This window comes from Streptomyces sp. L-9-10 (genome assembly GCF_004151105.1).
In the GTDB taxonomy this organism is placed as follows: Bacteria; Actinomycetota; Actinomycetes; order Streptomycetales; family Streptomycetaceae; genus Streptomyces.
Genome location: NZ_PHRF01000041.1, coordinates 55,271 through 80,318 on the forward strand (window position 1 = coordinate 55,271; position 25,048 = coordinate 80,318).

At 69.0% G+C, this 25,048-nt stretch carries 29 protein-coding genes; 12 read left to right on the forward strand and 17 right to left on the reverse strand.

Annotated features, from left to right (window positions below; genetic code table 11):
- Window positions 1–87: 87 nt before the first annotated feature.
- From CU044_RS10880 to CU044_RS10895, 4 genes are all read left to right on the forward strand, one after another.
- Window positions 88–939, forward strand: coding sequence for a hypothetical protein (locus CU044_RS10880; RefSeq protein WP_129768306.1), 852 nt, complete (start codon window positions 88–90; stop codon window positions 937–939).
- Between the two features lie 337 nt (window positions 940–1,276).
- Window positions 1,277–3,028, forward strand: a complete 1,752-nt coding sequence (locus tag CU044_RS10885) for a ThuA domain-containing protein (protein ID WP_240045509.1) — start codon at window positions 1,277–1,279, stop codon at window positions 3,026–3,028.
- A gap of 110 nt (window positions 3,029–3,138) precedes the next feature.
- Window positions 3,139–5,691 carry a PQQ-dependent sugar dehydrogenase gene (locus CU044_RS10890; RefSeq protein ID WP_129768308.1) on the forward strand — a complete coding sequence of 851 codons (2,553 nt, stop codon included), beginning with the start codon at window positions 3,139–3,141 and terminating at the stop codon, window positions 5,689–5,691.
- A gap of 62 nt (window positions 5,692–5,753) precedes the next feature.
- Window positions 5,754–8,537 (forward strand): glycoside hydrolase family 95-like protein, encoded by a 2,784-nt coding sequence (locus tag CU044_RS10895; RefSeq protein WP_193563927.1) that lies wholly within the window; start codon window positions 5,754–5,756, stop codon window positions 8,535–8,537.
- A 128-nt stretch (window positions 8,538–8,665) separates the two neighbouring features.
- On the opposite strand, the gene CU044_RS10900 is transcribed toward CU044_RS10895, so the two are convergent.
- Window positions 8,666–9,193 (reverse strand): GNAT family protein, encoded by a 528-nt coding sequence (locus CU044_RS10900; RefSeq protein WP_129768309.1) that lies wholly within the window; start codon window positions 9,191–9,193, stop codon window positions 8,666–8,668.
- 105 nt (window positions 9,194–9,298) lie between these two features.
- Here CU044_RS10900 and CU044_RS10905 point away from each other — a divergent pair, with 105 nt between their 5' ends.
- Entirely contained in the window at window positions 9,299–9,694 is a 396-nt protein-coding gene (locus CU044_RS10905) for a VOC family protein (protein WP_129768310.1), read from the forward strand.
- Between the two features lie 233 nt (window positions 9,695–9,927).
- Here the strand turns inward: CU044_RS10905 and CU044_RS10910 are convergent, their stop codons facing one another.
- The 11 genes from CU044_RS10910 to CU044_RS10960 all read right to left on the reverse strand — a co-directional run bounded on the left by CU044_RS10910 (window position 9,928) and on the right by CU044_RS10960 (window position 15,648).
- Entirely contained in the window at window positions 9,928–10,206 is a 279-nt protein-coding gene (locus CU044_RS10910; protein WP_129768311.1) for a gas vesicle protein K, read from the reverse strand.
- The gene (locus CU044_RS10915) at window positions 10,203–10,433 is read right to left on the reverse strand and encodes a gas vesicle protein (protein WP_129768312.1); all 231 of its coding nucleotides are present in this window, start codon (window positions 10,431–10,433) and stop codon (window positions 10,203–10,205) included. The genes CU044_RS10910 and CU044_RS10915 overlap by 4 nt, the downstream gene beginning before the upstream one ends.
- Before the next feature lie 2 nt (window positions 10,434–10,435).
- Window positions 10,436–11,287 carry a GvpL/GvpF family gas vesicle protein gene (locus tag CU044_RS10920; RefSeq protein WP_129768313.1) on the reverse strand — a complete coding sequence of 284 codons (852 nt, stop codon included), beginning with the start codon at window positions 11,285–11,287 and terminating at the stop codon, window positions 10,436–10,438.
- Window positions 11,284–11,643: a gas vesicle protein gene (locus tag CU044_RS10925; protein ID WP_129768314.1), complete on the reverse strand. Its 360-nt coding sequence runs from the start codon at window positions 11,641–11,643 to the stop codon at window positions 11,284–11,286. The genes CU044_RS10920 and CU044_RS10925 overlap by 4 nt, the downstream gene beginning before the upstream one ends.
- On the reverse strand, window positions 11,640–12,578 hold the full coding sequence (locus CU044_RS10930; protein WP_129768315.1) for an SRPBCC family protein: 939 nt from the start codon (window positions 12,576–12,578) through the stop codon (window positions 11,640–11,642). Before CU044_RS10930 ends, CU044_RS10925 begins: the two co-directional genes overlap by 4 nt.
- Window positions 12,579–12,584: 6 nt before the next feature.
- Window positions 12,585–13,322: a histone protein gene (locus CU044_RS10935; protein ID WP_129768316.1), complete on the reverse strand. Its 738-nt coding sequence runs from the start codon at window positions 13,320–13,322 to the stop codon at window positions 12,585–12,587.
- The gene (locus CU044_RS10940) at window positions 13,301–13,582 is read right to left on the reverse strand and encodes a gas vesicle protein GvpG (protein ID WP_129768317.1); all 282 of its coding nucleotides are present in this window, start codon (window positions 13,580–13,582) and stop codon (window positions 13,301–13,303) included. Before CU044_RS10940 ends, CU044_RS10935 begins: the two co-directional genes overlap by 22 nt.
- A 1-nt stretch (window position 13,583) precedes the next feature.
- Window positions 13,584–14,330 carry a GvpL/GvpF family gas vesicle protein gene (locus CU044_RS10945; RefSeq protein ID WP_129768318.1) on the reverse strand — a complete coding sequence of 249 codons (747 nt, stop codon included), beginning with the start codon at window positions 14,328–14,330 and terminating at the stop codon, window positions 13,584–13,586.
- Window positions 14,331–14,333: 3 nt separating this feature from the next.
- Complete coding sequence (gene gvpJ, locus CU044_RS10950) at window positions 14,334–14,780, reverse strand: gas vesicle protein GvpJ (RefSeq protein WP_129768319.1); 447 nt, start codon at window positions 14,778–14,780, stop codon at window positions 14,334–14,336.
- Window positions 14,781–14,818: 38 nt separating this feature from the next.
- The gene (locus CU044_RS10955; RefSeq protein WP_129768320.1) at window positions 14,819–15,139 is read right to left on the reverse strand and encodes a gas vesicle protein; all 321 of its coding nucleotides are present in this window, start codon (window positions 15,137–15,139) and stop codon (window positions 14,819–14,821) included.
- A gap of 221 nt (window positions 15,140–15,360) precedes the next feature.
- Window positions 15,361–15,648, reverse strand: coding sequence for a hypothetical protein (locus CU044_RS10960; RefSeq protein WP_129768321.1), 288 nt, complete (start codon window positions 15,646–15,648; stop codon window positions 15,361–15,363).
- Between the two features lie 375 nt (window positions 15,649–16,023).
- Between CU044_RS10960 and CU044_RS10965 the strand changes: the two genes are divergently transcribed.
- Together CU044_RS10965 and CU044_RS10970 are read left to right on the forward strand one after the other, a co-directional pair.
- Entirely contained in the window at window positions 16,024–16,560 is a 537-nt protein-coding gene (locus CU044_RS10965; protein ID WP_129768530.1) for a sigma-70 family RNA polymerase sigma factor, read from the forward strand.
- On the forward strand, window positions 16,551–17,183 hold the full coding sequence (locus tag CU044_RS10970; RefSeq protein WP_129768322.1) for a hypothetical protein: 633 nt from the start codon (window positions 16,551–16,553) through the stop codon (window positions 17,181–17,183). The genes CU044_RS10965 and CU044_RS10970 overlap by 10 nt, the downstream gene beginning before the upstream one ends.
- 31 nt (window positions 17,184–17,214) lie before the next feature.
- Here CU044_RS10970 and CU044_RS10975 read toward each other — a convergent pair whose 3' ends face one another.
- The 4 genes from CU044_RS10975 to CU044_RS10990 form a co-directional block, all read right to left on the reverse strand.
- Entirely contained in the window at window positions 17,215–18,111 is an 897-nt protein-coding gene (locus tag CU044_RS10975; protein WP_129768323.1) for an SRPBCC family protein, read from the reverse strand.
- A 6-nt stretch (window positions 18,112–18,117) separates the two neighbouring features.
- The gene (locus CU044_RS38480) at window positions 18,118–18,747 is read right to left on the reverse strand and encodes a hypothetical protein (protein WP_165371851.1); all 630 of its coding nucleotides are present in this window, start codon (window positions 18,745–18,747) and stop codon (window positions 18,118–18,120) included.
- Between the two features lie 87 nt (window positions 18,748–18,834).
- Window positions 18,835–19,275: an Asp23/Gls24 family envelope stress response protein gene (locus tag CU044_RS10985; protein ID WP_129768325.1), complete on the reverse strand. Its 441-nt coding sequence runs from the start codon at window positions 19,273–19,275 to the stop codon at window positions 18,835–18,837.
- Between the two features lie 72 nt (window positions 19,276–19,347).
- Window positions 19,348–19,737 carry a hypothetical protein gene (locus tag CU044_RS10990; protein WP_129768326.1) on the reverse strand — a complete coding sequence of 130 codons (390 nt, stop codon included), beginning with the start codon at window positions 19,735–19,737 and terminating at the stop codon, window positions 19,348–19,350.
- A 349-nt stretch (window positions 19,738–20,086) separates the two neighbouring features.
- Between CU044_RS10990 and CU044_RS10995 the strand changes: the two genes are divergently transcribed.
- From CU044_RS10995 to CU044_RS38485, 5 genes are all read left to right on the forward strand, one after another.
- On the forward strand, window positions 20,087–21,067 hold the full coding sequence (locus CU044_RS10995) for an acyl-CoA dehydrogenase family protein (protein WP_129768531.1): 981 nt from the start codon (window positions 20,087–20,089) through the stop codon (window positions 21,065–21,067).
- On the forward strand, window positions 21,064–21,828 hold the full coding sequence (locus CU044_RS11000; protein WP_129768327.1) for a PIG-L family deacetylase: 765 nt from the start codon (window positions 21,064–21,066) through the stop codon (window positions 21,826–21,828). The genes CU044_RS10995 and CU044_RS11000 overlap by 4 nt, the downstream gene beginning before the upstream one ends.
- On the forward strand, window positions 21,825–22,442 hold the full coding sequence (locus tag CU044_RS11005) for an SAM-dependent methyltransferase (protein ID WP_129768328.1): 618 nt from the start codon (window positions 21,825–21,827) through the stop codon (window positions 22,440–22,442). The genes CU044_RS11000 and CU044_RS11005 overlap by 4 nt, the downstream gene beginning before the upstream one ends.
- Complete coding sequence (locus CU044_RS11010) at window positions 22,439–23,191, forward strand: glycosyltransferase (RefSeq protein ID WP_129768329.1); 753 nt, start codon at window positions 22,439–22,441, stop codon at window positions 23,189–23,191. The genes CU044_RS11005 and CU044_RS11010 overlap by 4 nt, the downstream gene beginning before the upstream one ends.
- Before the next feature lie 91 nt (window positions 23,192–23,282).
- A complete protein-coding gene (locus CU044_RS38485) occupies window positions 23,283–23,438 on the forward strand; it encodes a DUF6131 family protein (protein WP_240045510.1) in 156 nt (51 codons plus the stop codon).
- Between the two features lie 111 nt (window positions 23,439–23,549).
- Here CU044_RS38485 and CU044_RS11015 read toward each other — a convergent pair whose 3' ends face one another.
- Window positions 23,550–24,878, reverse strand: coding sequence for an enolase C-terminal domain-like protein (locus tag CU044_RS11015; protein ID WP_129768330.1), 1,329 nt, complete (start codon window positions 24,876–24,878; stop codon window positions 23,550–23,552).
- Window positions 24,879–25,048: the final 170 nt, after the last annotated feature.

Consider the following 25,048-nt stretch of genomic DNA (forward strand, 5'->3'; position numbering starts at 1 on the left):
CGGACGCACGCCCTGTCGGAGGCGAACAAACTGCCCCCGGTCACCACGGACCGGGGGTTGTCAGTGGCAGGTGCCAGAATTTCCCTCATGTCTCTCGCCGACCTGACTTTCGATCGCTGGCGCGCCCTGGACCGGGACGCCGCACACCGCCGTGCGCGGGAAGCCGCACAGCAGGTGAACGGCCGACTGGTCGACTTCGACGGCGGCCCGCATCCGGGCGGTTCTCTGTATCGCGCGGTGATCGAGCGCGAGGGACAGCGGTTCGCCCTGATACCCGGCGGCGAGGTGCGGGTGGGGTTCGACCTGGAGGCCTGGCGGCCACTGCCGGAACAGCTCGACTCGTACCGCACCGAGAGCCTTGCCGCCGGGTTCGGTTTCGACGACGACCTCACCGACCATCTCGCGCGGTATCTCACCCCGAGGCGTTCGGTCACGGTGCCGACCGTGCTGATGGCGGTGGAGCCGGAGGAGCCGGAGGAACTGCCCGGGGAGGGCCGTTCCGTCGTGGAATCCCTCGCTGAGCGCGGTCTGCGACTGCCCGGTCCGGACGAGTGGGAACACGCCTGCGGGGCAGGCGCGGAGACGCTGTTCCGCTGGGGATCTGCCTGCCCGCTCGACCGTTCCCCATACGGCGACAGCGGCGCCGTCGCCGCCGACGGCGCTGACCACGACCGCCCGGCCGACCACCGGCACCGGCCGAACGGCTTCGGTCTGCACATAGCCCGTGACGTCTACGAGTCGGAAGTGACGTCCGACAGGGGATCGGTCTACGGCGGCGACGGCGGCGAGGCGGTCTGCGGTGGGTACGGCGCCTTCGTCAGCTGGCTGCCCCTGGCGACCGCCAACCGCAACCCCGGCATGGCCGAATTCATCAACGGCCCCGAGGGCGAGGACATGAGCGACGAGTTCGGTGTCCGTCCGGTCCTCGACCTCGGCTGAACGGGGCGCATGCTCCGTCTGGTTCGGCCATGACTCATGACGGCGTGAAGATCCGATCAATCGCGCTGGCCGATTCCCGCTCCCCACACTGCTGTTGAGCCCGTCTTCGCCAGGGGAGAGGTCAAGGGGGACATTTTGTCATGGGGGAAAACTAATCTTCGGATAGTTCAGCGCCGACCCTTGACCCTCCTAGACCTCCGATGTTCACTACGCCTGACGACGCCGCCGCCTCGTCGTACCTCACCGCTTCGCTCAGCCAGCGCCCTCGCGCGCCCCGAGAGAGGACCGGATAGTGCGCACTGTGTCCCGTGCCCTGATCGCGCTCGTACTGGCGGCCATGTCGCTCGTCGCCGCACCGCAGGCCCCGCCCGCCGAGGCGGCGCCCGCGTCGACCGCCGACCCGGCCGTGGCCCGAACCGGGGCCGACGCCCAGGCCCGGCCCTCCGCCACGGCCGGTGCTGCCGCGCCCCTCACCAAGGTGCTGGTCTTCTCCAAGACCGCCGGATTCCGGCACTCGGCCATACCGGCCGGGATCGCCGCCGTCCAGAAACTCGGCGCGGCCAACGGGTTCACCGTGACCGCCTCGGAGGACGCCGGGGTGTTCACCGCCGCCAACCTGGCGCAGTACCAGGCGGTGATCTGGCTCTCCACCACCGGTGACGTGCTGAACCCCACGCAGCAGACCGCCTTCGAGTCGTACGTCGCGAACGGCGGCGGTTACGTCGGTGTGCACGCCGCGGCCGACACCGAGTACGACTGGCCCTGGTACGGCGGCCTCGTCGGCGCGTACTTCGCCTCACACCCCGCCACCCAGCCGGCCACCGTCAAGGTCGAGGACCGCGCGTCCGTCTCCACCTCGCATCTGCCGCAGCGCTGGACCCGTACCGACGAGTGGTACAACTACCGCGCCAATCCGCGCTCGGCGGTGAAGGTGCTCGCCAGCCTGGACGAGACGTCGTACTCCGGAGGCACCATGGGCGATCATCCGATCACCTGGTGCCAGGACTACCGGGGCGGACGGTCCTGGTACACCGGGCTCGGCCACACCGAGGAGTCGTACGCGGACCCCGCCTTCACCACCATGCTTCTCGGCGGCATTCAGACCGCGGCCCGCGCCAAGGCCGCCGACTGCCGTCCGGAGACCGGCTACACGCCGCTGTTCGACGGCAGCCAGGCCAGCCTCGACACGTGGCGGCAGGCGGGCGCGGGCAGTTTCAGCCTCGCCGACGGCACGCTCTCCTCGGTCGGTGGCATGGGCCTGCTCTGGTATCCGGTGACCCCCTTCGCCAACTACTCGCTCAAGGCCGACTGGATGATGCCGGGCGACGACAACGGCGGCGTCTTCATCGGCTTCCCCGACCCGCAGGGCGACCCCTGGAAGCCGGTCGACCTCGGCCACGAGATCCAGATCGACGCGTCCGACGGCGACCCGACCCGTACCACCGGGAGCGTCTACAGCTTCCGGGCTCCCGACACGGCGGCGCGGGCGGCGGCGCTCAACCCGCCCGGGACCTGGAACAGTTACGAGATCGCGGTGCACGGCCGGCACGTCGAGATCTGGCTCAACGGCGTCAAGATCAACGACTACACCAGCAACCGTGACATCGCCCTCGGTCACATAGGCCTCCAGAACGACGGTGCGGGCCTGGACATCAACTACCGCAACGTCCGCATCAAGCAGGACGGCGCACCGGCCACCGATCTGGCGCGGGGCAAGCCCGTCACGGTCACCAGCGTCGAGCCCGGCAGCACGCACGTGGGTGCCAACGCGGTGGACGGCGACTCCACCACCCGCTGGGGCAGCGCGTACTCCGACCCGCAGTCGATCACCGTCGACCTCGGCGGCGTCCATACGCTCCAGCGGGTCCGGCTCAACTGGGAGACCGCGCACGCCACGGCGTACACGGTCCAGACGTCCACGGACAACGTCACCTGGCGCACCGTCAGTACGGTCACGGCGGGCAACGGGGGTCTCGACGAGATCGCCGTGAGCGGCACCGGGCGGTACGTACGGGTCCAGGGCACCACACGCGCGACGCAGTACGGCTACTCCCTCTGGGACCTGGCCGTGTACGGCACCAGTCAGTAACCAGTCACCACTCGATCGACCCGCCCGGACGACCTGGGGCGTGACAGCACGCCTGTCGCGCCCCGGGCCGTCGGGGCGCCCCCACCCCGCGATCGGCCCCTGGAGGTTCCGTGTTGCCGCGCGCTGTCGCCTGCCTGACCGCCCTGTTGACCCTGACCGCGCTTCTGCTCGCGCCCGGTGCCGTGGCAGCCGACCCGGAGACCGGCGGGAGACCCGCGGCCACCTTCGCGACGACCACCGACCGCAAGGCCGCCGCCCCGCCGCCCACCAGCGGTTTCGAGAGGGTCAAGCTCGACGGCGGTCTCGGCATGGGCGAGCCGATCGAGCTCGCCGTACTGCCCGACGGCAAGGTCCTCTACATCAACCGCGGCACCAGCGCCGCGGGCGGCCAGGTCCGCCTCTACAACCCCGTCACCAAGTCCACGACGGTCGCGCTGACCATCCCCCTGGACGCCCGCTTCGAGGACGGGCTGATCGGCATCACGCTGCACCCGAAGTTCGCCACCACCGGCTGGGTGATGCTGTTCTACTCGCCCAAGAGCACCCCGCTGGTGAACCGGATCTCCCGGTTCACCTTCAGCCAGAGCACCAACACCATCGCCCCGTCCAGCGAAGACATGATCATCGAGTGGCCGACCGAACGTGAGATGTGCTGCCACTCGGCCGGCTCCATGTCGTGGGACACGGCGGGCAACCTCTACTTCGCGGTCGGCGACAACACCAACTCCGGCGGCGACGCGCAGGGCATGGCCCCGATCGACGAACGCCCGTCGCGGCACGCGCAGTTCGACGCCCAGCGCACCTCGGGCAACGCGAACGATCTGCGCGGCAAGATCAACCGTATCCACCCGGAGGACAACGGCACGTACACGGTCCCCGACGGCAACCTCTTCGCCAAGGGCACCGCGGGCACCCGTCCCGAGGTCTATGTGATGGGCGTGCGCAACCCGTACCGCCTCTGGGTCGACAAGAAGGCGAACAACACCCTGTACTGGGGCGAGGTCGGCCCCGACGCCGGAGCGACCATCCCCGCGCGCGGCCCGGCGGCGTACGACGAGTTCAACCGGGCGACCGGCCCCGGCAACTACGGCTGGCCGTACTGCGGCGGCCCCGACGTGGCATACAACGACTGGGACTTCGCGGCCAACCAGCCGCGCGGCTGGTTCCCCTGCGGCGGCGGCACCGGCCCGGTCAACAACTCCCCGCGCAACACCGGCATCCAGCAACTGCCGCCCACCAAGGCGTCGTTGGTGTGGGAGCAGCACGGCGGCAGCAAGGAGTGGCCGCAGCTCGACAACCCCGGCGGCTGCGGTTCGCCCAACCACGCCGAGGTCTACCACTACGACGCGAACCTCAACTCCGACGTCAAGTGGCCTCAGTACTACGACAACAAGCTGCTGATCTCCGAGTACTGCCGTAACTGGATCAAGGAAGTGCAGTTCAGCAACGGCAACGCGTCCACCGGTACGCCGACGGCGATCGAGCCGGTCCTGGACGGTATGAAGTTCGTCCACCCGATCGACATGGAGTTCGGGCCGGACGGCTCGCTGTATCTCCTCGAATACGGCAGCGGCTACTTCTCGGGCGCCGAGGACGCCGGCCTCTACAAGATCAACTATGTCCAGGGCGGCCGGTCGCCCCTCGCCAAGGCCTCCGTGAACAAGGACAACGGACTCGCGCCGCTGGCCGTGATGTTCTCCAGCGCCGGCAGCAGCGACCCGGACAACAACCCGCTCAGCTACGCGTGGGACTTCACCGACAACGGAAGCACCGATTCCACGGCCGCCAACCCGTCCTTCACCTATCCGTCGAACGGCAGCTTCCAGGCGAGACTCACGGTCAGCGACGGCACCGGCCGCACCGGCACCGCGACGATCCCGGTCGTGGTCGGCAACAGTCGCCCCACGCTGACGATCTCGCAGCCACCGGCGGGCGGCGCGTTCGAGTGGAACGAGAACGTCACCGTCACCGCGTCGGCGACCGACCCCGAGGACGGCTCGTCCGGCCCGATCGACTGCTCGAAGGTGATCGTACGGATCGCCCTCGGCCACCAGGAGCACGCGCACGAGGTCGCCGAAGGCACCGGATGCTCCACGACCTTCAACACCGGACCGATCCACTCCGGCCTGGACGCCACGCAGTTCTACGTGGTGCGGGCCAGCTACACGGACAAAGGCGCCAGCGGCACCGTACCGCTGACCGGAGAGAAGGAGCTCAGCCTCTGGCCCAAGAAGTGGCAGGCGGAGCACTTCGCGCAACTCTCCGGACCCCAGGTCATCACGGCCGCCGGCGCCGAGGGCGGCAAACGCCTGGGCGACGTGCAGAACAACGAGTGGGTCAAGTACCACCCGGTGAGCCTCAAGGGCGTCACCGGCATCAGAGCCCGCGTCTCCTCCGACAAGGCGGGGAACGTGGCGACCTTCCGGTACGACTCCGTCACCGGCCCCGTGGTCGGGCGGGTGACCGTGCCCAACACCGGCGGCTGGGAGACGTACACCGAGGTGAACGTGGACGTCACGAACGCCGTGGAGCAGCCGCGTGATCTCTTCGTGGTCTTCACCGGCGGCTCCGGCGCCATTCTCGACCTCGACAGCTACACCTTCACCGGGCCCGGCATCAGCCGTCCCGGCTCCATGACCGCCCGTGGGAGTGATGCTCAGTGACCACCGCGAGATCCGGCCGATCAGCGAGTCCGGCCGCACGTATGAGATACACACACGAATGCATGCACGCACGCACGAACGGACGCGGGAACGGACGCACGAACGGACGCGGGAGAACACGCGCCGCACGCCTGCTGGGCGCGCTGCTCGTCCTCGTCTGCACCGTGAGCGGCCTGTCGGGCGGCTCACCGGCCGTGGCCTCGCCCACCGACGCCGCCTTCAACTCCTCGACCGGCGCGCTGAACGTGGACTACGCGAAGTACCTGTCCAAGCACGACATCGTCTACAACCGGCCGACCACCGAGCCCAAGCACGGTCTCACGGTCGGCAACGGCCGTACCGGCGCGATGGCCTGGCAGAACAACGGCTTCAACATGCAGGTGTCCGGTGTGGACACCTCGCAGCAGACCGCCTTCGGCGCCGGGCTGGTCAACCTGTCCACCACCCCGGCGATGGACAGCGGCTACTCCACCTTCCAGCAGCGACTCTCCCTCTACGACGGCACCCTCACCACCACGTACGACAACAACCGCACCGTCACGGTGATGGGCAAGCCCAACTCGGAGGTCATGGGCATCCATGTGGAGGACACCCGCTCCGGGGTCTCCGCGATCAACCTGGATCTGAGCCTGTGGGACGTCGCCGGGCTCGGCAACAGCGGCGATGTGCCGAACATCGACACCTGGCGGACGGTGACCACGTACGCGGACTCCACCGGCGCCGGACTCAGCCGCGGCCAGGCGGACCCGCAGAACTTCGGCTACACACTCGGCGCGACCGTGGAGGGCGCCGCGTACACCGCGCGCGTCGTCGACGGCCGCAAGGTGCGGCTCTCGATCACACCGGACTCCAGCTACACCATCTGGTTCACCGCGAGCAGCCGACTCAACGCCCCGAGCCACAACTCGGTCGCCGAGGCCAAGCGCGCGCTCGCGGAGGTCACGGCCGCCGGATACACCAGCACCAACAACAGCTACCTCAACTGGTGGCACGCGTTCTGGCAGAAGTCGTTCGTCCAGTACTCCAACGGGTCCCGCGAAGCGGACTACATGGAGAACGTCTACTACCTCTCCACCTACATGATCGCGGCGGCCGGATACGGGAACTATCCCGCCCACTTCATCAACGGCGTCTTCCGGGCCACCGGGGACGCCACGAAATGGAGCAACGCGTACTGGTACTGGAATCAACGGGACATCTACAACTCGTTCCTGGCCTCCAACCACGCCGATCTCATGAACGGGTTCAACAACCTCTACAGCCGCAATTTCGACGCGCTGAAGGCATACACCAGGACCCGGTACAACGTGGACGGCATCTGGGTGCCGGAGACGATGGGCTGGGACGGCAACGCGCGCGGCACGGTCAACAGCGACTTCACCAACAACATATGGTCGACCGGCACAGAGGCCGCGTACAACATGTACCTCCAGTACACGTACACGAACGACGCCAACTACCTGCGGAACACGGCCTATCCGTTCATGCGCGAGGTCGCCAAGTTCTACCAGGCGAAGCTGTCGTTCAACAGCTCGACCGGCAAGTACTACGTGGCCACGTCCCACGCGCACGAGACGTACTGGAACGTGCCGAACGCGATCACCGACCTGGCGGCCGTACGCACCCTGTTCCCGCTCGCCATCAAGGCGAGCAACCAGCTGGGCCTGGACGCCTCGCTGCGGCCGCAGTGGCAGAACATCCTGGACAACCTGATCGCGTATCCCTCCGACACGAACGCGAACACCTATCTGCCGCACACGCCCCCGATCGCGCAGACGCGTAACAACGAGAACGTCGCGGCCGAACTGATCTGGCCGTACGACCTCACCGGTATCGGCTATCCCGACCAGCAGAAGGCGATCAACACCTGGAACGCCAGGCCGTTCCCGTACGGAAACGTATGGGCCAACGACGCGATCCAGGCCGCCAGACTCGGGCTCGGAAACCAGACGCTCCAGGGTCTGAAGACCATGCTGCAGAAGTACCAGAACTACCCGAACGGCATGACCAGCAACACCAACGGCGTCTTCGAATATCTCGGCGTACATCTGGCCGCGACGAACGAGTCTCTGCTCCAGTCGTACAACGACAAGATCCGGGTCTTTCCCGCCGTGCCCACCGATTCCACCTTCGTCGGCAAATTCAGCCTGCTGGCCAAGGGCGGATTCATGGTCAGCTCGGAGAGGGAGGCCGGCGAGGTCAAGTACGTCGGACTGAAGAGCCAGTTCGGCAACGCGGCCCGTGTCGTCAATCCGTGGGGGACCCAGGAGGTCAGGGTCCGCAGGACCTCCGACAACGCCATTGTGACGACGTCCAGCAGCGCCGAGATCACCTTCAACACCGGGGCGAACCAGGTGTACGTCGTCGAGCGGACCGCCAAACCGCTCAGCTCCTACAGCCAGACGCAGCTCACCGGCACCGCGAACCAGGGCATGAAGTCCCTGGCGGGCACCAGCTCCACACTGGGGTCGAACGCGACCGTCGATCCGATGGTGAACAACACCGCGCTGACGTACGACAGCAACTGGCACCTCACGAACAGCCGCGGTTACGGCGACTTCAACGACGACACCCACCACAGCACCACGGTGGACGCGGTCGCGTCGTACACCTTCACCGGCACCGGTATCCAGTATCTGTCCGAACGCAACGGCGACATGGGGACGGTCGACGTCTATCTCGACAACGTCCTCCAGGCCACGGTGAATCTCAGAGCCGACGGCGCGAGACAGGTCCAGCAGGTCGTGTGGCAGAAACAGGATCTCGCTCGTGGCTCGCACACGATCAGGATCGTGAACCGCAGTACATCCGTGGGAATGGTGGACGCGTTGCGTATCACTCCCTGACCCACATCCTGACGGGCCGCCCATGACCGTGGCCCCGCGTGGAGGACGCCGCGCGGGGCCACACCATGAGGGGGGAGCCTCGGGCCGGGAGGCCGACCACCGGCCGGGGTCACCAGGCGACTGGTCGGTCAGTCGCCGAGAATCCGCTCCCACAGCAGCCCGTCCCGCCAGCTCCCGTCGAGAAAGATCGAGGAATGCGCGACACCGTACGGGCTGAAGCCGTTGCGGCGCAGCACCCGCTGCGAGGGCACGTTCTCCAGATTCGTGGACGCCTCGGCGCGGTGCAGCCCGAGTTCGTCCGTCATCACCCGGAGTACGAGCCCGACGGCGTGTCCTGCGTGCCCCTGATTCTGGGCGACGCCGGCGATCCAGTATCCGACGGAGCCGCGGCGCAGGTGCGGCTGCGGCAGGATGCCTCCGACGGTGATCTGCCCGATCACCTGGTCACCGGCGAGCACCACGCCCGGCCAGACCGAGCCGGCCCGGTATCCGGCCAGCAGGCCGTCGATCCGCTCCGCCTGGCCCTTCGGCGTGAAGAAGTCGGCCGGCTGGGCCGGTTCCCACGGCCGGAAAGCCTCGAAGTCCCGCACCCGATGCGCGGCTATCGGGGCGGCGTCGGTGGGCTCGATCAGGCGGATCCTGGTGCTGCCGCGCATGTGCTGATCCTTGTCGCAGTGCGTTGGATGAAACAGCAAGCGTAGGCGAGCGTGCCCGCGCCGCCGCTGTACCCTGAGCCCTCGTCCGTACTGCCTGGGGGAAGCATGACAAGCAGGTTCACCGAGTTGGCCGTTGACTGCCACGACCCGGAGAGGCTCGCGGCCTTCTGGTGCGACGTGCTGGACTTCACGGTGATCGACCGGAGCGAAGGCAGGGTCGAGATCGGCTCCTGGGTGCCGACCGTCGAGGAGGTCCGGGCCCGCCAGATGCCGCCCACCGTGCAGTTCATCCAGGTGCCCGAGGGCAGGACCGCGAAGAACCGGCTTCACCTCGATGTCAGCCCGATCGACGGCAGCACGGAGGACGAGGTGACCAGACTGCTCGGCCTCGGCGCCACCACGGCGGATGTGGGCCAGGGCCCGGACCGGAGCTGGGTGGTCATGGCAGACCCGGAGGGCAACGAGTTCTGCGTCCTGCGCAGCCTGGCACCGCGGAGCTAGGCCGTGTGCCGGAAGCCTTCCAGTGTGTCCAGGTGGCCGGTCGCCTCGTCCGGCAGCGGCACGGCTGTCAGGTGAGGACCTCGTCGACGGCGGTCCAGCGCGGGACCGGCCTCATCCCGGAGGGCAGTCTGACCGTCTTGCTGTAGCCGAACTCACGCAGGGTCGTTCCGCCGAACGGGCCGGCCCGGCCGGCTGCCGGCGGTGGACGACGATGGCGACGGCCTGTAGCGGTGTCAGTCGCGGGGCAGCAGTGTTCCCAAGGGGCCGAGATCCAGATTGAGGTCTTCCATGCTGAGCCCGTGTTGTTCGCAGAGTTCATTCATGCGTTCGTCGAGCAGCATGAGCGTGGTACCGATGCGGTCGACCTGCTCGTCGGAGAGATCGCCCTGCTCGACCCGGCGGATCGCCTGACGTTCCATGAGCTGACGCAGGAGTTCCACGATGGTCAGGACCAGGGCGACCAGATCGCGTCCCATCTGATCGCGGTCCACGTCGATGCGCGTACTGGTCACAGTGGTCCTCCGTCCGCCCAGGGAGCGGGAACGCGTTCGCTCACCGAGGAGAGCAGGGCGTGCAGCGACAGTCTGACCAACGGGACGTCCGCGATCGCGATGACGAGGTCGCCGCTCACGACCACGCCCGTCGCCAGTACCCGGTCCAGGAGATCGACAAGAGGCACTCCGATGGGACCGGTCAGCGGCTCCGGAGTGGCCCAGGGGACGGGCTCACGCGTCGTCATCCTCATACCTCGCCGACGAAGGAGTAGGGCACCCAGGGTCCGGACATCTCGATGTCCATGCCGGTCGAACGGCGGAGTGCCGTGACCGTACGGGCGACGTCGTCGTACCGCTTCTCGTCCACCAGGTAGGCGGCGTTGAGCACTTGCGTCCTGCGCGGCTCCAGCGGTTCCTGAGCGTGTGTCCGCAGCTGCCGGGATGCCGCGGCCACGGTGCGCATCGCCGTGTCCACCGTCTCGGCGGCGCGCAGTGCTTCGTCATGGTGCTGTTCGCGCCGCTTCTGGATGCCTCGCTTGCGGTCCAGGTAGGCCCGGCCGTCGCCGGAGGACGGACGGCCACGGCCCGCTCCTACGGACGAGGACGAGGACGAGGACGAGGGCGAGGGCGATAGCGCGGGCGCGGGCGTCTGTGCGGCGGCGGGTCGGGGTGTTGGCGGCGCGTACACCTTCACTCCCCACTCGACGCGCCCCTCGATACGGCGCAGCGCGGTGTGGAGGCGTTCGGCGTCCTGCCGAAGGCCGTGCCGGGCTCGCTCGTCACTCCGGTAGAGCGTGGCCAGCGGAAGGGGTACCGTCGCTCCACGCGCCGCGACCGCGGAAACGACGTGGTGATGAGCACGGGCGCAGCGCTCCAGTTCCCCCTGGTCCGAGAGGCGTTCGCGCCAGGCGTCCTCGCTGAAGCGCGCGGCCTCGACATGCTGCACGACGGCCGTGAGCGCGCCGAGGGACAGGGGCCGCACCGGGGAGTTCTCGCCGAGTCCGGGGAGCGTCGCGAGTGCGTGGTGGTCGATGTGCGCGCAGACGGCGAACACGTAGGTGGCGGTGTGGTTCTGAAGCGTGGGTCCGGGGGCGGTCATGTCCCTCGCCTCTCCTTGGCGGGCGTTGAGGGCGGGGCCGGTTCGAGACTGGATTCGAGGGCTTCCAGGCGGGCGCGGAGTTCGTCGTTCTCGTCCTGGAGGGCCGAGCGCGCGGCGCGTGAGCTGAGAGCCGGGTCGGTCTCCCACCAGTCGATGCCGGCCTTTTTGGCGGTCTCCACGGACGCGACGAACAGTCGTAGCCGGATGGTCAGCAGTTCGATGTCGAGCAGGTCGATCTTGATGTCGCCGGCGATGACGATGCCTTTGTCGAGGACGCGTTCGAGGATGTCGGCGAGGTTGGTGGTGCTCGTGCCGTGGGCGGGGGCGCCGTCGTGTCTGAAGTCGACGGAGGTCACCGTGCCTCTTCCTCTTCCTCGTCCTCATCCGGCTCCTCTTCGTCCTCGTCCTCGTCCTCTTCTTCGTCCTCGTACGTCCAGTCGCCGTCCTCCTCGTCCTGTGCGGCCTCTTCCTCTTCCATCACCTCTTCGTGGGTGCGAACGACCTCGCCGTCACGGATCTCGCCCCGCCACGCGTCCTCGGGCTCTTCGTCGGTGAGTGTGACGTAGCGCTGGAAGTGTTTGAGATCCAGACGCAGACGCCGTCCCTGCGCACGCCACAGGTTTCCGGTCTTCTCGAAGAAGCCGGACGGGTAGTACTCGACGACAATGACGATCCGGGTCAGTGCCGGTGCCAGCTCGTGGAAGCTGACCGCTCCCCGGGTGGTGCCCTTGGCGCCTTCCGAGGTCCATACGATGCGCTCGTCGGGCACCTGCTCCTGAACTGTCGCTTTGAAAGCGCGGGTCGAGGGACCGACCTTGGTCTTCCAGTCGCTCGTCACCTCATCGCTCTGCGACACATCGCGTACGCCTTTGGTGAAGCCGCTGAACTTGTCGTACTGCGTCCAGTGGTCATAGGCCGTACGGAGAGGCACACCCACATCGAGCACTTCGATGATGTTCGTCACCTTGGTGTCTCCGGACGTGCGTCCCCCGCTGCCACCGCCGAGGGCCTCCTTGGCCTTGCCCAGGACGCTGTCCTTCACGCCCTTCACCTTCTCCGAGAGGATCGCCTTGAGCGGTGATTCACCCTGGAGGAGACGGGAACCGATCGCCGGCAGCGTTCCGCCGTTCTTCGCGACGTCGGCGAGCTGACCGGTGACGTCCGTCAGTTTGTCGGCGGCCTTCTCGGCCAGGCACGCCACTTGGGCACCGACATAGTTCGAGATCTCCTCGCGCACGCGCCCGAGAGGCGAATCCCCGGAATCGGAGGTGTCCTGTGTTGCCCTGGTCATGTCGGACTACCTCCGGCGATCGGCGCGCGTGTGGGGCTTCGTGGCCGCCTTCTTCGCGACAGCCTTCTTGGCAGGGGCAGCCCTCTTGGCCGGGGCCGCTTTCTTGACCGGGGCCGCCTTCTTGGCGGGTGCCGCGGCCTTCTCGGCGGAGGCGGCACGTTTGGACGTGGCTGCCTTCCTGGCCCTGTCCCGGCCGGCGGACGCCGACTTCTGGGCCGCCCCGACGGACTTGCGCTGCCCGGAGGAAGCGGGCCTGGCGGATTCACGGGCGCCCCGTCGGCGATGCCTGGGCGGTGCCTCCTCCTCCGGCTCTTCCTCTTCCTCCTCCTCTTCTTCCTCCTCGTACTCCGCCTCGGGCTCTTCCTCGTACTCGTCCTCCGCCTCGGGCTCTTCGGGATCTTCCTCGTACTCGTCCTCCGGCTCCTCGCCCTTGGCGCCGAGGCCGAGCGTGCGTTCACTGATCGCGTCCGCGAGAGAGCCCAGGTTCCGGCCGGCGACGGCCGTCAGCGCGTTACGAGCCGCTTCGAGGCCCTCGGTGCGCAGCTGCTCCTGAAGCTCCGCCACCTGGGGTACCTGGCCGAGGCGCCGTACCCCCTCGGCGACGAGCTGTCGCGGTTCGAGGCCGAAGCGCCTGCCCGCCAGATAGGTCACAGCGGTCAGGGCGAGCCGTCCCTTCCTGGTGCGGCCCAGCACATAGCCGGCCGCGACCGCGGCGGCCAGCGTTACCTTGGTTCTCTCATCCATGAGTGCACCACCCTCGATCGTTCGCCCGGTCCGGCTCCCGCTTCGTCCAGTCGGTCGAGCAGCCGTTCCTCTGCCTCCTCGAATTCTTCGAGGCTGAGATATCCATCTTCGAACTCCTTGTTCAGCACGCTGAGTTGCGCGCGAATCAGAGCGGGGTCGTGAATCTGACGGTCGGCGGCGTCCATGAGCTGGTCGGCGATCCACGACACTCCGCGCACCGGGGCCAGCGGGAAGAGGAGGAGTCCGCTGATCAGACCCATGTCACGCTCCCGCGCCCGCGAAGGGGCCGTCGGCCTCGACGAAGCTGTAGCAGGGCAGCGGTCCCGCGACACGCAGTTCCACCCGGTCCTGTCGACCCGCGGCGAAGCCCCGCGCCGCGGCCCGGAACCGGCCGTCGGCCGCTCGGTCGACAAGGAAGGACATATTGAGCACACACCCGGGGACCTCAGGTCCCGCGGCGACAGCGTGGGCCAGGGGCGTCAGCTCCCGCACGGCGTCCCGTCCCGCCTCCGCGGCCCTGCGCGAGAGCGCCGTGACCACCGCTTCACCCAGGCGCAGATTCGCCTCGTAACCGGGACGTCGTCGTGCGGCTTCATGAAGCCTCTGGACGTTCCTGTCCTCCCGGACGAGAGAGGCCAGCGCGTCGGACGGGGCGAACGCCTTGAGGTTCACCTCGACCCGTCCGGCGATCCGTTCCAGAGCCGTGAGGTGACGGTCCTCGGCCGCCGCCAACTGCGCACGGACCGCGGCCTCGTCCGGTGCGACCATGCCGAACCGCATCGGGAGAGACGGTCCTCCGGCGCTGAGCCGCAGCAGGAGATCCTGGTGGGCGAGCAGGTCGCGGCGCCGCGCACGCAGTTTCGGCGGGGCGTCACTGACCACCGCCCCGAGCCGCCCCTCCACGAGGACACGAAGGGGAAGCGGCGGGCTTCCCACTCCTGCGGCTCCTCGGGGGGCGCGCCGCTCCGCCCCGACGATCGCGTAGACGTACACACCGTCGCCTGTCACCGGTCAGTCCTCCGCGGAACGACGGCGCATGCCGGTACGGGCGGGGACGCGCCGCCGCGGCCTGGTCTCCTCGGCATCGTCGTAGTCCTCGTCGTCGTCGCCGGCGCCGACCGCGTGGCGCACTTTGTCTCCCACCGACTCGGCCGCCTTCTTCACCTTGCGCTTGCCGACAGCCTTCGCGGCCCCGCCACCGAACAGTTCCGGGACCGTCGTACTGCGCGAGTCGAGCTCCAGATCCAGCCGGTTGCACGCCTCGGCGAACCGGAGGTACGTGTCGACGCTCGCCACGACGATCCGGGCATCGATCTTGAGGATCTCGATGCCGACCAGGGAGACCCTGATGAAGACGTCGATCACCATGCCCCGGTCCAGGATGAGTTCGAGCGTGTCGTACAGCGTGCCCGCGCGCGGTACGCACGCGACCTCGTCGGAGTAGGTGGTCGTTCTCATGGGGGGCGTCCTCTCGTCAGCGGGTCGGCTTGCCGCGCTCACTCGTCGGCGGCGCCTCTTCGATAGCGGCGGACCCGGCGGTACTCGAGGAGTTCGCCGTCCTGATCCACGTGCACCTCGTAAGAAGCCAGCAGACTCGTGGTGTCCGGAATCCGGGCGAGCTCCAGAACGTCGACGACAACACACCAGCCGTCGTCGGTACGCCGTACACCCGACACACCTTCCGTACGGTGGCTGATCAGGCTCTCCAGCCGCTCGCGCGCGGCACGTGCGGCGCCTTCCGGCCCGTGTCCGGGCGAGGCATGCCGACGAGCCGCGGTTGATGTGGATCTTGGCCGCGTTCGGGGTTGTTCTGCCATACGGCAAGTCTCATCGTTATCCGGCGCACCGCATCCGCAGCAGGCGCCCCGTCTCCGCCATGGCGTTGACCGACGACTTCATTCCGTGAGCGGCGGACGTCTCCCTCCAGCCGGAATGGCCCGCGCTCCTGCGGGGCCGCGGCGTATGCGTCCGACCAGTGGGATTGAGCCGACAGGGGGAGCGGACGGGTGCTGCCGCAAGCGCGCCTCGACGGTGTCGCTCACCGCACCCGCGTCCTGTACTCGGTGCGGGGGGTGGTGCCGGTGCCGTACGTGCCGCGGGGGGTGGCGCCGTAAGTGCTCCGGGGACGGTCCAGTGGCTCTCGGCGCCCCTCACCGCTCCGGGTGGGTACGTAGTCGGTGACATGCACATCGCCGCGCGCCAGGTAGCCGGCGATCAGGCCCACCAGGCCCAGGACCGCCACGACTATGAAAGCCCCGAAGCCGCCGAAGTAGCCGGCGAACCCCAGCGCCAGGCCGGTCATGAGTCCCGCCATGGTCGTGTTCATCGTTTGCGCCTTTCCTCACGTCGTGGCCTCTTCCCGCGCACCGCTCGGGGCCGCACGCCAGGGGGAGAGGGGAGATCGTGGATCACTCCAAGGTCCCTCACAAGGTTGGACACAGAAAATCCGAAATCGTCACACTTATTCGTTCTGTGCGTCGGGCGTACGCTCAAAGGAGGGGCGTCCGACCTGACCGCGTCGTCGGGCCCACCGGGGGCGGGAGAGGCCACGCGGCCCACGAGAGCGATCGCCTGGGAAGCGACAGTGGATGCGAAACAGGGAAGACGCACACCACCGCGCCGCGCAGCTCCGAGCCCGGCCACCAGGCCCGAAGCGCCTGCGGCCGAGGGGATCGGTGATCCGGGCGACGACCTGGCCGGCCTGGACGACGGCCTGCTGGTGGCCCGGTCCGCCGAAGGGGACGATGACGCGTTCGCCGAGCTGGTCCACCGCCACAGCGCACCACTGCTGGCGCTGGCTTACCACATGCTGCGCAACGTCCCGGACGCCGAGGAGGTCGTACAGGACGCCTTCATCAGCGCCTGGCGGCGGCTGCCGGAGTTCCGCGGGGACGCGACGTTCCATACATGGATGTACCGCATCGTCACGAATCGATGCCTCAATGTCCTGCGCGGGCGCGCGCCTTCGGTGTCCTTGGACGCCGTTCCCGAACCGGCGGCCCACGACGCCGGTGGGGAACCCGCCCGTGCCGCCGAAAGCGCGGCCGCCACGGCGGCGTTGGTCCAGGCGCTCCACCGTCTCCAGTCCGGCCAGCGTGCCTGCTGGATCTTGCGTGAGCTGCACGGACTGTCGTACCAGGACGTCGCACAGGTCCTGGGGGAGAGCGAACAGACCGTTCGCGGCAGGCTCTTCCGGGCACGGCGCACCCTGATGAAGGAGATGTCCTCATGGCGCTAGACGACCCCCGTGCCACATGCCCGTGCGACGAGCCGGCGGCCTCGCACCAGGACGTCGACGCCGCGGAACTCGTCGGGGACGAGCGGCTGCCGTGCGGGCGACTGGTGGGCCATGTCTGGCAGCAGGCCCGCGCCCCCCTCGACCAGAACGACGCCCACACGGCCGACTGCCCGTTCTGCCGGCAGGCGGTCGAGGGTCTGGCAGCCCTGGACAACACCACCCGCACACTGCGTGCGGAACACCTCGGCGCTCACTCGGTCGCCCGGCGGATCATGCGCGCGGTACGCGCCGAGGTGCGGCTCGGCCGACTGCTGCCCTTGGACGATCCCGCGCAAGGACTGTGGATCGCGGAGACCGCGGCGGCGAAGGTCCTGCGCGGAGCCGCTGACCGCGTCCCCGGAGTGCGCGCCGCGAGCTGCCGCATCGGCCCCGTCGGCGGCGGTACCCACGTGATCGTCACCATGACCCTCGCCATGACTCTCGACCAGCCCCTCCCCGCTCGGGCGACCGCGGTCCGCCGGGCCGTCGCGTACGCCGGTGTGCGAGAGCTCGGCCTCGCCATCAGTGGCATCGACCTGAGGGTCGTGTCCGTATGGGAGCCTCTGACATCGCCCCCCACATGACCCGCGACGGCATACCGGAACCCGTCACCATCTATTCGTCTTCGTCTTCGTCTTCGCCGTCTTCGTCTTCGGCCGCGTCCTCGGCCTCGTCCGCTTCCGCTTCCGCTTCCCGTTCCTCGTCTTCGAGGGCTTCTTCGTGGGTGCGGACGACTTCGCCGTCGCGGATCTCACCACGCCAGCCGTCGGCGTCTTCGTCGGCGAGAGTCACGTAGCGCTGGAAATGCTTCAGGTCCAGCCGGAGCCGACGCCCTTGAGCTCGCCAGATGTTGCCCGTCTTCTCGAAGAATCCCGAAGCGTAGTACTCGACCACCACGACGACGCGCGTCAGGTCCGGGGTCAACTCGTGGAAACTCACGGCTCCGTGGGTGGTGCCCTTGGCGCCCTCCGAGGTCCAGACGATCCGCTCGTCCGGCACCTGCTCCTGCACGCTGGCCTTCCAACTCCGGTTGGAGGGGCCGACCTTGAGCTTCCAGTCCGATTCGATCTCATCGGACATATTGACGCTGCGCACTCCTTTGGTGAACGAACTGAAATCCTCGAACTGCGTCCACTGGTCATACACACTGCGCAGTGGCAGCCCTATGTCGATGACCTCGACGATATTGGTGGTCTTCGTGTCGCCCGCTTTCCCCCCGCCCCCGCCCAGCGCCTCCTTGGCGCCGGAAACGACCTTGTCCTTGGCGCCCGTGAGGCCCTGGGAGAGAAGATCCTTCACCGGCGATCCACCGCCGAGGACACGTTTGCCGAGGGCGAGCACGCCTCCGCCGCCCTTCCCGGAGTCCGTGGGATCGGCGAGATCCGTCAGTTTGCCGACGGCCGAGCCCACGATGCGCTGGGCTCGCGCTCCGACGTAATTGCCGAGTTCCGTGCGCAGTTCCTGGAGCGGGGAAGCGACGTCGGTTCCCGGGCGTTCATCCGTCTTGGCCATCGCGGTTCACCTCCGCCTGCCCCGGCCGGCGGGAGGCTTCTTCGCCGCACTCCGCCCCGGTGCCTTGTCCTTTGCCGCCTTCCGGTCCGCCGCCTTCTTCTCCATGGCCTTCTTGGCCGGCGGATTCTTCGGCCCCGGCTTCCTGTCCGTGGGTTTCTCCGCAGGCGCCTGCCTCGTCGGTCGGCGCCGGGTGCGCCGGGGAGGCTCTTCTTCCTCCTCCTCCTCTTCCTGCTCTTCTTCTTCCTCCTCTTCCTCGGGTTCCTCCGGCGCGGAATCTTCGTAGGACTCCTCGTCGGGTTCCTCGTCCTCCGCCTCACTGTCCGCTTCGCTTTCCAGCAAGGAGCGCGTCCGCTGCTGGAGGGCATCAGTGACCGATGCGACACCTCGGTTCGTCATTCCTGACAAAGCGGAACGCCCGGAAGTCAGCAACTCGCCCCGAACCTGCTCGCTGAGCTGACCGAACTGGGGACTTTCGGCGAGTTTCCTGATTCCCTGGCCGATCAGGGACAAGGGATCCAGACTCCGGCCCGCTACGACGGACAGAAGGCCGAGGGCGAGCTTCCCGTTCTTTGTGCGTCCGACGACATAACCCGCCGCGACGCCCGCGGCCAGAGTCGCCTTGGTGCTGGTGTCCATAGCATTTCCTCTGAAGAATGCGGTCTCTGCTGCCCAGCGGGCGCCTTCGTCTCCACGAAGGGTGACGGACCCTCGCGGGCCGGGTCATCACCGTGCGCGGGCGGGCTCCCGTGATCTGTCCTCCTCGTCGTCCATGCCGGGTACGTGTACGTCGAGAACGCTCACGTTGGTTTCCACGACCTCCCGCCCCGTCATTCTTTCCACCGCGTCGGTGACGTTGGAGCGGATGTTGTCGGCGGCTTCTTCGATCGGTGTCCCGTACTCGACGACGATGTCGAGGTCGATCGCCGCCTGCTTCTCGCCGACTTCGACCTTCACGCCCCTGGCGGGGTCGTCCGAGCGGCCGACCTTGTCGCGCATGGCACCGAGGGTCCTGGACACACCCCCACCCATCGCGTACACGCCGGGCGTCTCCCGGGCCGCTATACCGGCGATGGTGGATACCACCGCGTCCGCGATATCCGTCTTTCCCTTCACCGCGCCGTTTCTGCCGGTGTGCGCCGAGGGTGCGGTCGCGCTTGTTTCCATGACGGACTCCTTCGCTGTTCGAGTCGAGTGAGATGTCGGGTGAGAGTGAGCCATGACGGCCACGTCCGATGGTCAGTTCTGCGAGTCCTTGCGGTCCCGTGCGTCCTGGGGGTCGACCCCGGTGTGGGCGGTGGCGTCCCTGCTTCCGCTGGGGCGCCGCGTGCGCCCCTTCGGGCCGGTGTCGTGCATGCCCTCGCTCTTGGATTTCCTTGCCTGGTCCTCGCCGCGCCGGGAGCGGCTCTCGACCGGTGTGCCCTCGGTCGACCGCTTCTTGTCCTCGGCGGAGGGCTCGCGGCGCGCGTCGGAATCGGGGGCGTAGCGGTCCGGGTGGAAGGAGCGATGTGCGCTGGGGTTGTCCTGTTGGGAGGTCTCGTCCACGTCCGGTGACCATCCGTGCTGATCGCGTCCCTTGAACCGGCCCGGGCTCTCGCCTTGCGGGTCGCGGCTGTTTTTCTTCGGCATGAGTAGGGCCTTCCTGTCGAGCTCTCGCGTGCCCCGGGCGAGCGGCGGCACATACTCCCGAGTGTACGCAAATCACCCAAAAGGGTACTTTTCAGAGTCTCCGCCCAGGGGTCGGTGGGGCGACAGTCCGGGCGCCCCTCGCGCCCGGCCACGCTTGCGGGGGTGGACGCACCGGCGCAGGGTTGAGAAGGCGGCCATGGCGTCCGCTTCGCCCCGTTCTTGCCTGCTTTCTCAGGAGGAAAGGTTGACCGCTGAAGCGACTTCTTCCGTCGGACGCGCTTCCTTCGCGGACTCCCGTCCGGGCTCTCCGCCGGAATCGGGGGAGGCGAGTGCCGACGACCGCGCGGCGCTGTGCCGACCGGTCGCGGCGCGTTTCTCGGCCTGGGTCGAGGACTCCTCGGCGGAGGTTCCCCTGCCTGGCGGGGGCCGTACCCCGGAGCGGTTCCGGGTCCTCTCCGATCTGGGCCGGGAGGATCTGTGCCTCGCGCGCCTGGGTGAGGGACACCTCGACGCGACCGCGATCCTCGATGAACTGGGTGGTGCGCCGCCGGGCCCCGGCGAGCGCTGGGGCGTATGGGCGGCGCATCCACCGGGCCCCGGACTCCTGGCGAACCGGCACGGTGGCGGCTGGCAGTTGAACGGTGTCAAGCCGTACTGTTCCGGCGCTCATGTCTGTACGCACGCGCTGGTCACCGCGGACAGCGACGAGGGACGCCGTCTGTTCGCCGTACGCACCGGCCACCCCGGGATCGAGCCCGTGCCGGGCACCTGGCAGGCGATCGGCATGGCCGGCAGCGACACCCCCGACATCGGGTTCTCCGCCGTGCCCGCCGAACCGGTGGGCGGCGCCGGGGACTACCTCGACCGCCCCGGCTTCCCGCACGGCGGCATCGGCGTCGCCGCTTGCTGGCTCGGCGGAGCGCACGCTGTGGCCGACACCCTGCTCGCGGCGGCAGGGAAGCGCACCCCCGACGCCCACACCGCGGTCCACTTGGGCGCCGTGGACGTACTGCTCAGCTCGGCGCGCACGGTCCTGGAACAGGCGGGCGCCGACATCGACGACGACCCGCTGGACGCGCGGGGCGGCGCGCGCGTGCGCGGCCTGCGCACGCGCGCCCTGGCCGAGATGGTCTGCACCGAGGTCCTCACCCGGGTGGGACGCGCCACGGGCGCGGGTCCGTTGTGCCACGACGCGCGGCACGCCAAGGCCGTGGCCGATCTGACCGTCTACATCCGTCAGCATCACGCCGAGCGCGACCTCGCGGAACTGGGACAACTGCTCGCCGGAAACCTCGCCGGAAATCTCGGCGGGGACGGGGACACCCGGTGACCGGCGTACGGCAGGCGGCGGCCGAGGCCATCGACGGGCCGGGCACTCCCGAAGCGCGGTGGGCGTCCTGGGAAGGCCTGCGTCGCCTGCCCGTCGCGGAACTTCCCGTCGGCCCCGTGGTGGTTGTCGCCGCACACCCGGACGATGAAGTGCTCGGCTTCGGCGGCTCCTTGGCCGCTCTCGCGGAGGCGGGCACCGAGGTGCGTCTGCTGTCGGTCACCGATGGTGAAGGCTCACACCCGCGCAGCGCGCGGATCACGCCCGACCGGCTGGCCGCGGTCCGCGCGGGCGAGCTGCGGGCCGCCCTTGCCGAGCTGGGCCTGACAGGACCGCCACCGCGACGGCTGAGCCTCCCGGACACCCGGGTGCACCGGCACGAGCCGCAACTGCGGGACAGCATCGCCGGACTGCTCGGAGAGGCCGGCGCCGCTCTCTGTGTCGCACCGTGGACAGGGGACCTGCACAGCGACCACGAGGCCGCGGGCCGGGCCGCGGCGGCCGCCTGTCTGACGGCGGGGGTCCCGCTGTGGCTCTATCCCGTGTGGATGTGGCACTGGGCGCGCCCCGCGGACCCGCGCGTCCCCTGGCGGAGCGCCGTACGCATCCCGCTCACGAGCGGGGCACTGGAGCGCAAGAGGCGTGCCATCGAACGGTTCGTCAGCCAGATCGCGCCACTCGTGGACGGCGCGGAGAACGCGGCGATCCTGCCGGCGGAGGAGCGGGCGCACCACAGCAGGCCCTACGAGGTGGTGTTCCGGTGAGCACGCCCGCCGCCTACTTCGAGGCGATGTACGACGCGTCGCCCGACCCCTGGGGTCTGGCGGAACGCTGGTACGAGCAGCGCAAGTACGCCCTGACACTCGCGTCCCTGCCGCGCCGCCGCTACCGCCGCGCTTTCGAACCCGGCTGTTCCGTAGGGGTGTTGACGGCGCTGCTCGCCGCCCGCTGCGACCGGCTGCTCTCCACCGACCGTGTCCCCTCCGCGGTCAGGACGGCCTCCCGGCGCGTACACGATCTGCCGCACGTCGAGGTGCGTCGGCTGACCGTCCCCGACGAGTGGCCGCCGGGCACCTTCGACCTCGTCGTCCTGTCCGAAGTCCTCTACTACTTCGACGATCACACACTGGACCGGCTGTTCACACGTGTCATGGACAGCCTCGAACCCGGTGGGACGCTCGTCACCGCGCACTGGGACCACCCCGTCCCCGAACACCGGCGCGTCGGCTCGGAACTGGCCCCGCTGGCGGCCTCCCTGCCCGGCCTGAGCCTGTTCGCGGCCTACCGCGATCCCGACTTCACCCTGAGTGTCCTCACCCGTCGCCACCCCGACGGGAGCGCCGGGCCGTCGCCGGCCGCCGACGAGGGGTTGGTGTGAACACCGCACCGGCCGTGTGCGTGGTCGTCATTCCCGCGCACAACGAGGCCGCCACCCTCCCGGCGGCACTGCGGAGTGTGCGCACGGCCGCCCGCCATCCGGCGCTGACCGGCGTCGGTGTACTGACCGTGGTCACGGCCGACGACTGCGGCGACGACACCGCCGCCGTCGCGCGAGCGCTCGGCGCACACGTCGTCGAGATCCCCCGCCGGAATGTGGGCGCCGCCCGCGCCGCCGGGATCGCGCGGGCCCTGGACATCCTCCGTCACCACCGGGACGGTGTCTGGATCGCCTCCACGGACGCGGACACGGTCGTGCCCTCCCACTGGCTCGCCCACCAGCTGCACCACGCGCGCGGCGGCTGGGACTGCGTCGTCGGTACGGTGCGCGTCGCGCCGCACCCTTCGCTCACCGCCGCGGCGGCCGTCCGGCACGACGCCGGCTACTTCGCCGGCCGCCCGAGCGCGGTCGGCGGCTGGTCACATCCTCATGTGCACGGCGCCAACTTGGGAGTGGCCGCCGCCTCCTATCACCGGGTCGGCGGCTTTCCCGAGCTGAGACACGGTGAGGACCGCGCGCTGGTCGCCGCCCTCGAACGGGCCGGTCGACGGATCGTACGCACCGACCAGTGCCCCGTCCTCACCTCGGGCCGGACCACCCCCAGGGCCCCCTACGGTCTGGGGGCCCTGCTCCGTTCGACGGCACAGGACCTGTCCGGTTCCGGGCACGGCCGCGGGGACCGGCCGTAGCTTCGCCACAGCCGCGCGAGGGCCGCCCGCGGGTTTACCCGGGGGTCATCCGGGGATCTCTGACATGGGGGACTCCATGATCGGAGGCAACATGATCATCGTCGGAGTCATTCTGCTGATCATCGGTTTCGTGGTCGGCATCCACGTTCTGTGGACGATCGGCATCATCCTGGCAGCGATCGGCATCGTGCTCTGGGCACTCGGAGCGCTGGGGCACGCGGTCGGCGGCCGGCGGCATTACTGGTGACACTTCTGGTGCGTTCGTGACGCCCCTGGCGCGCGCCCTCAGCCGGCTGTCCGGCCGAGGGCTCCTGGCCCTGTCAGACGTCGCGCGCGGCCACCTCGTACCGCGGCGCCCTCAGCGCACAAGGCAGGGGCGTTTGCTGTCGAACGTCCAGTCGGGGACGAGGTAGCGCATCCCGACGGCGTCGTCGCGCGCCCCCAGCGCCTTCTCCTGGTACAGGTCGTGGGCCGCCAGGAGGCGGTCCATGTCGATCTGGACTCCCAGGCCGGGGGCGTCGGGTACGGCGATCTCGCCGCCGACGATGCGCGGCGGGGCGGTGGTGAGGCGCTCCCTTCCTTCTTGCCAGATCCAGTGGGTGTCCAGGGCGTTGTACTCGCCCGGGGCCGCGGCTCCGCAGTGGGTCACCATGGCCAGGGAGATGTCGAAGTGGTTGTTCGAGTGGCATCCCCAGGTCAGGCCCATCGCATGACACAGCTGAGCCACTCGCACCGAGCCCTGCATGGTCCAGAAGTGCGGGTCGGCCAGCGGGATGGACACCGACTGGAGGGCCAGGGCGTGGGTCAGCTGCCGCCAGTCGGTGGCGATCATGTTGGTCGCCGTGGGAAGGCTGGTGGCGCGCCGGAACTCGGCCAGGATCTCACGTCCGGAGTAGCCGCCTTCGGCTCCGCACGGGTCCTCGGCGTACGCGAGGGTACCGACCAGGGGCCGGCACAGCTCGACTGCCTCGCGCAGCGACCACGCGCCGTTGGGGTCGAGGGTGATCCGGGCCTGGGGGAAGCGGTCCTTGAGCGCGCGTACGGCCTTGACCTCTTCGCCGCCCGCCAGGACGCCGCCCTTGAGTTTGAAGTCGCGGAAGCCGTACAGGTCATAGGTGGCCTCGGCCTGGCGGACGATCGCCTCGGGCGTCAGGGCCTCCTCGTGCCGGATCCGGTACCAGTCCACGGCGGAGCCGGGATCGCGGACGTACTCCAGGTCGGTGCGGTCGGGGTCCCCGACGTAGAACAGGTAGCCGAGGACCCGGACGGAGTCGCGCTGCTGCCCGTCGCCGAGGAGTGCCGCCACGGGCACGTCGAGGTGCTGTCCCAGGAGGTCGAGCAGCGCCGACTCGACGGCGGTGACGGCGTGGACGGTGGTGCGCAGGTCGAAGGTCTGGTCGCCCCGTCCGCCGGAGTCGCGGCCGGCGAACCGGTCCCCGATCTCGCGCAGGACGCGCTTGTGGTCGCCGACCTTCGCGCCGACGACGAGGGGCTCGGCGTCACGCAGCGTCTGGGTGATCTTCTCTCCGCCCGGTACCTCCCCCAGCCCCGTACGTCCCTCGGAGTCCTTGAGGACCACCACGTTGCGGGTGAAGTAGGGGCCGTGCGCGCCGGAGAGGTTGAGTTCCATGCTGTCCCGGCCGGCGACCGGGTAGACGGAGAGTGCGGTGACGGTCGGCTGGCTCATGACCGGGTACCTCCGGGGGTGCGGCGGCTGTGCGCCGGGGTGGCTGTCAGTGGCATGGGGGTGGTGAGTCCGATTCTCATCAGGATGCGTTCTGTCGCGAGGCGATCGGAGGTTTCGGAGGTTTCGGGGGCTTCGGCGGTTCCGGGGGCTTCGGCGGTCGCGGAAGGCGC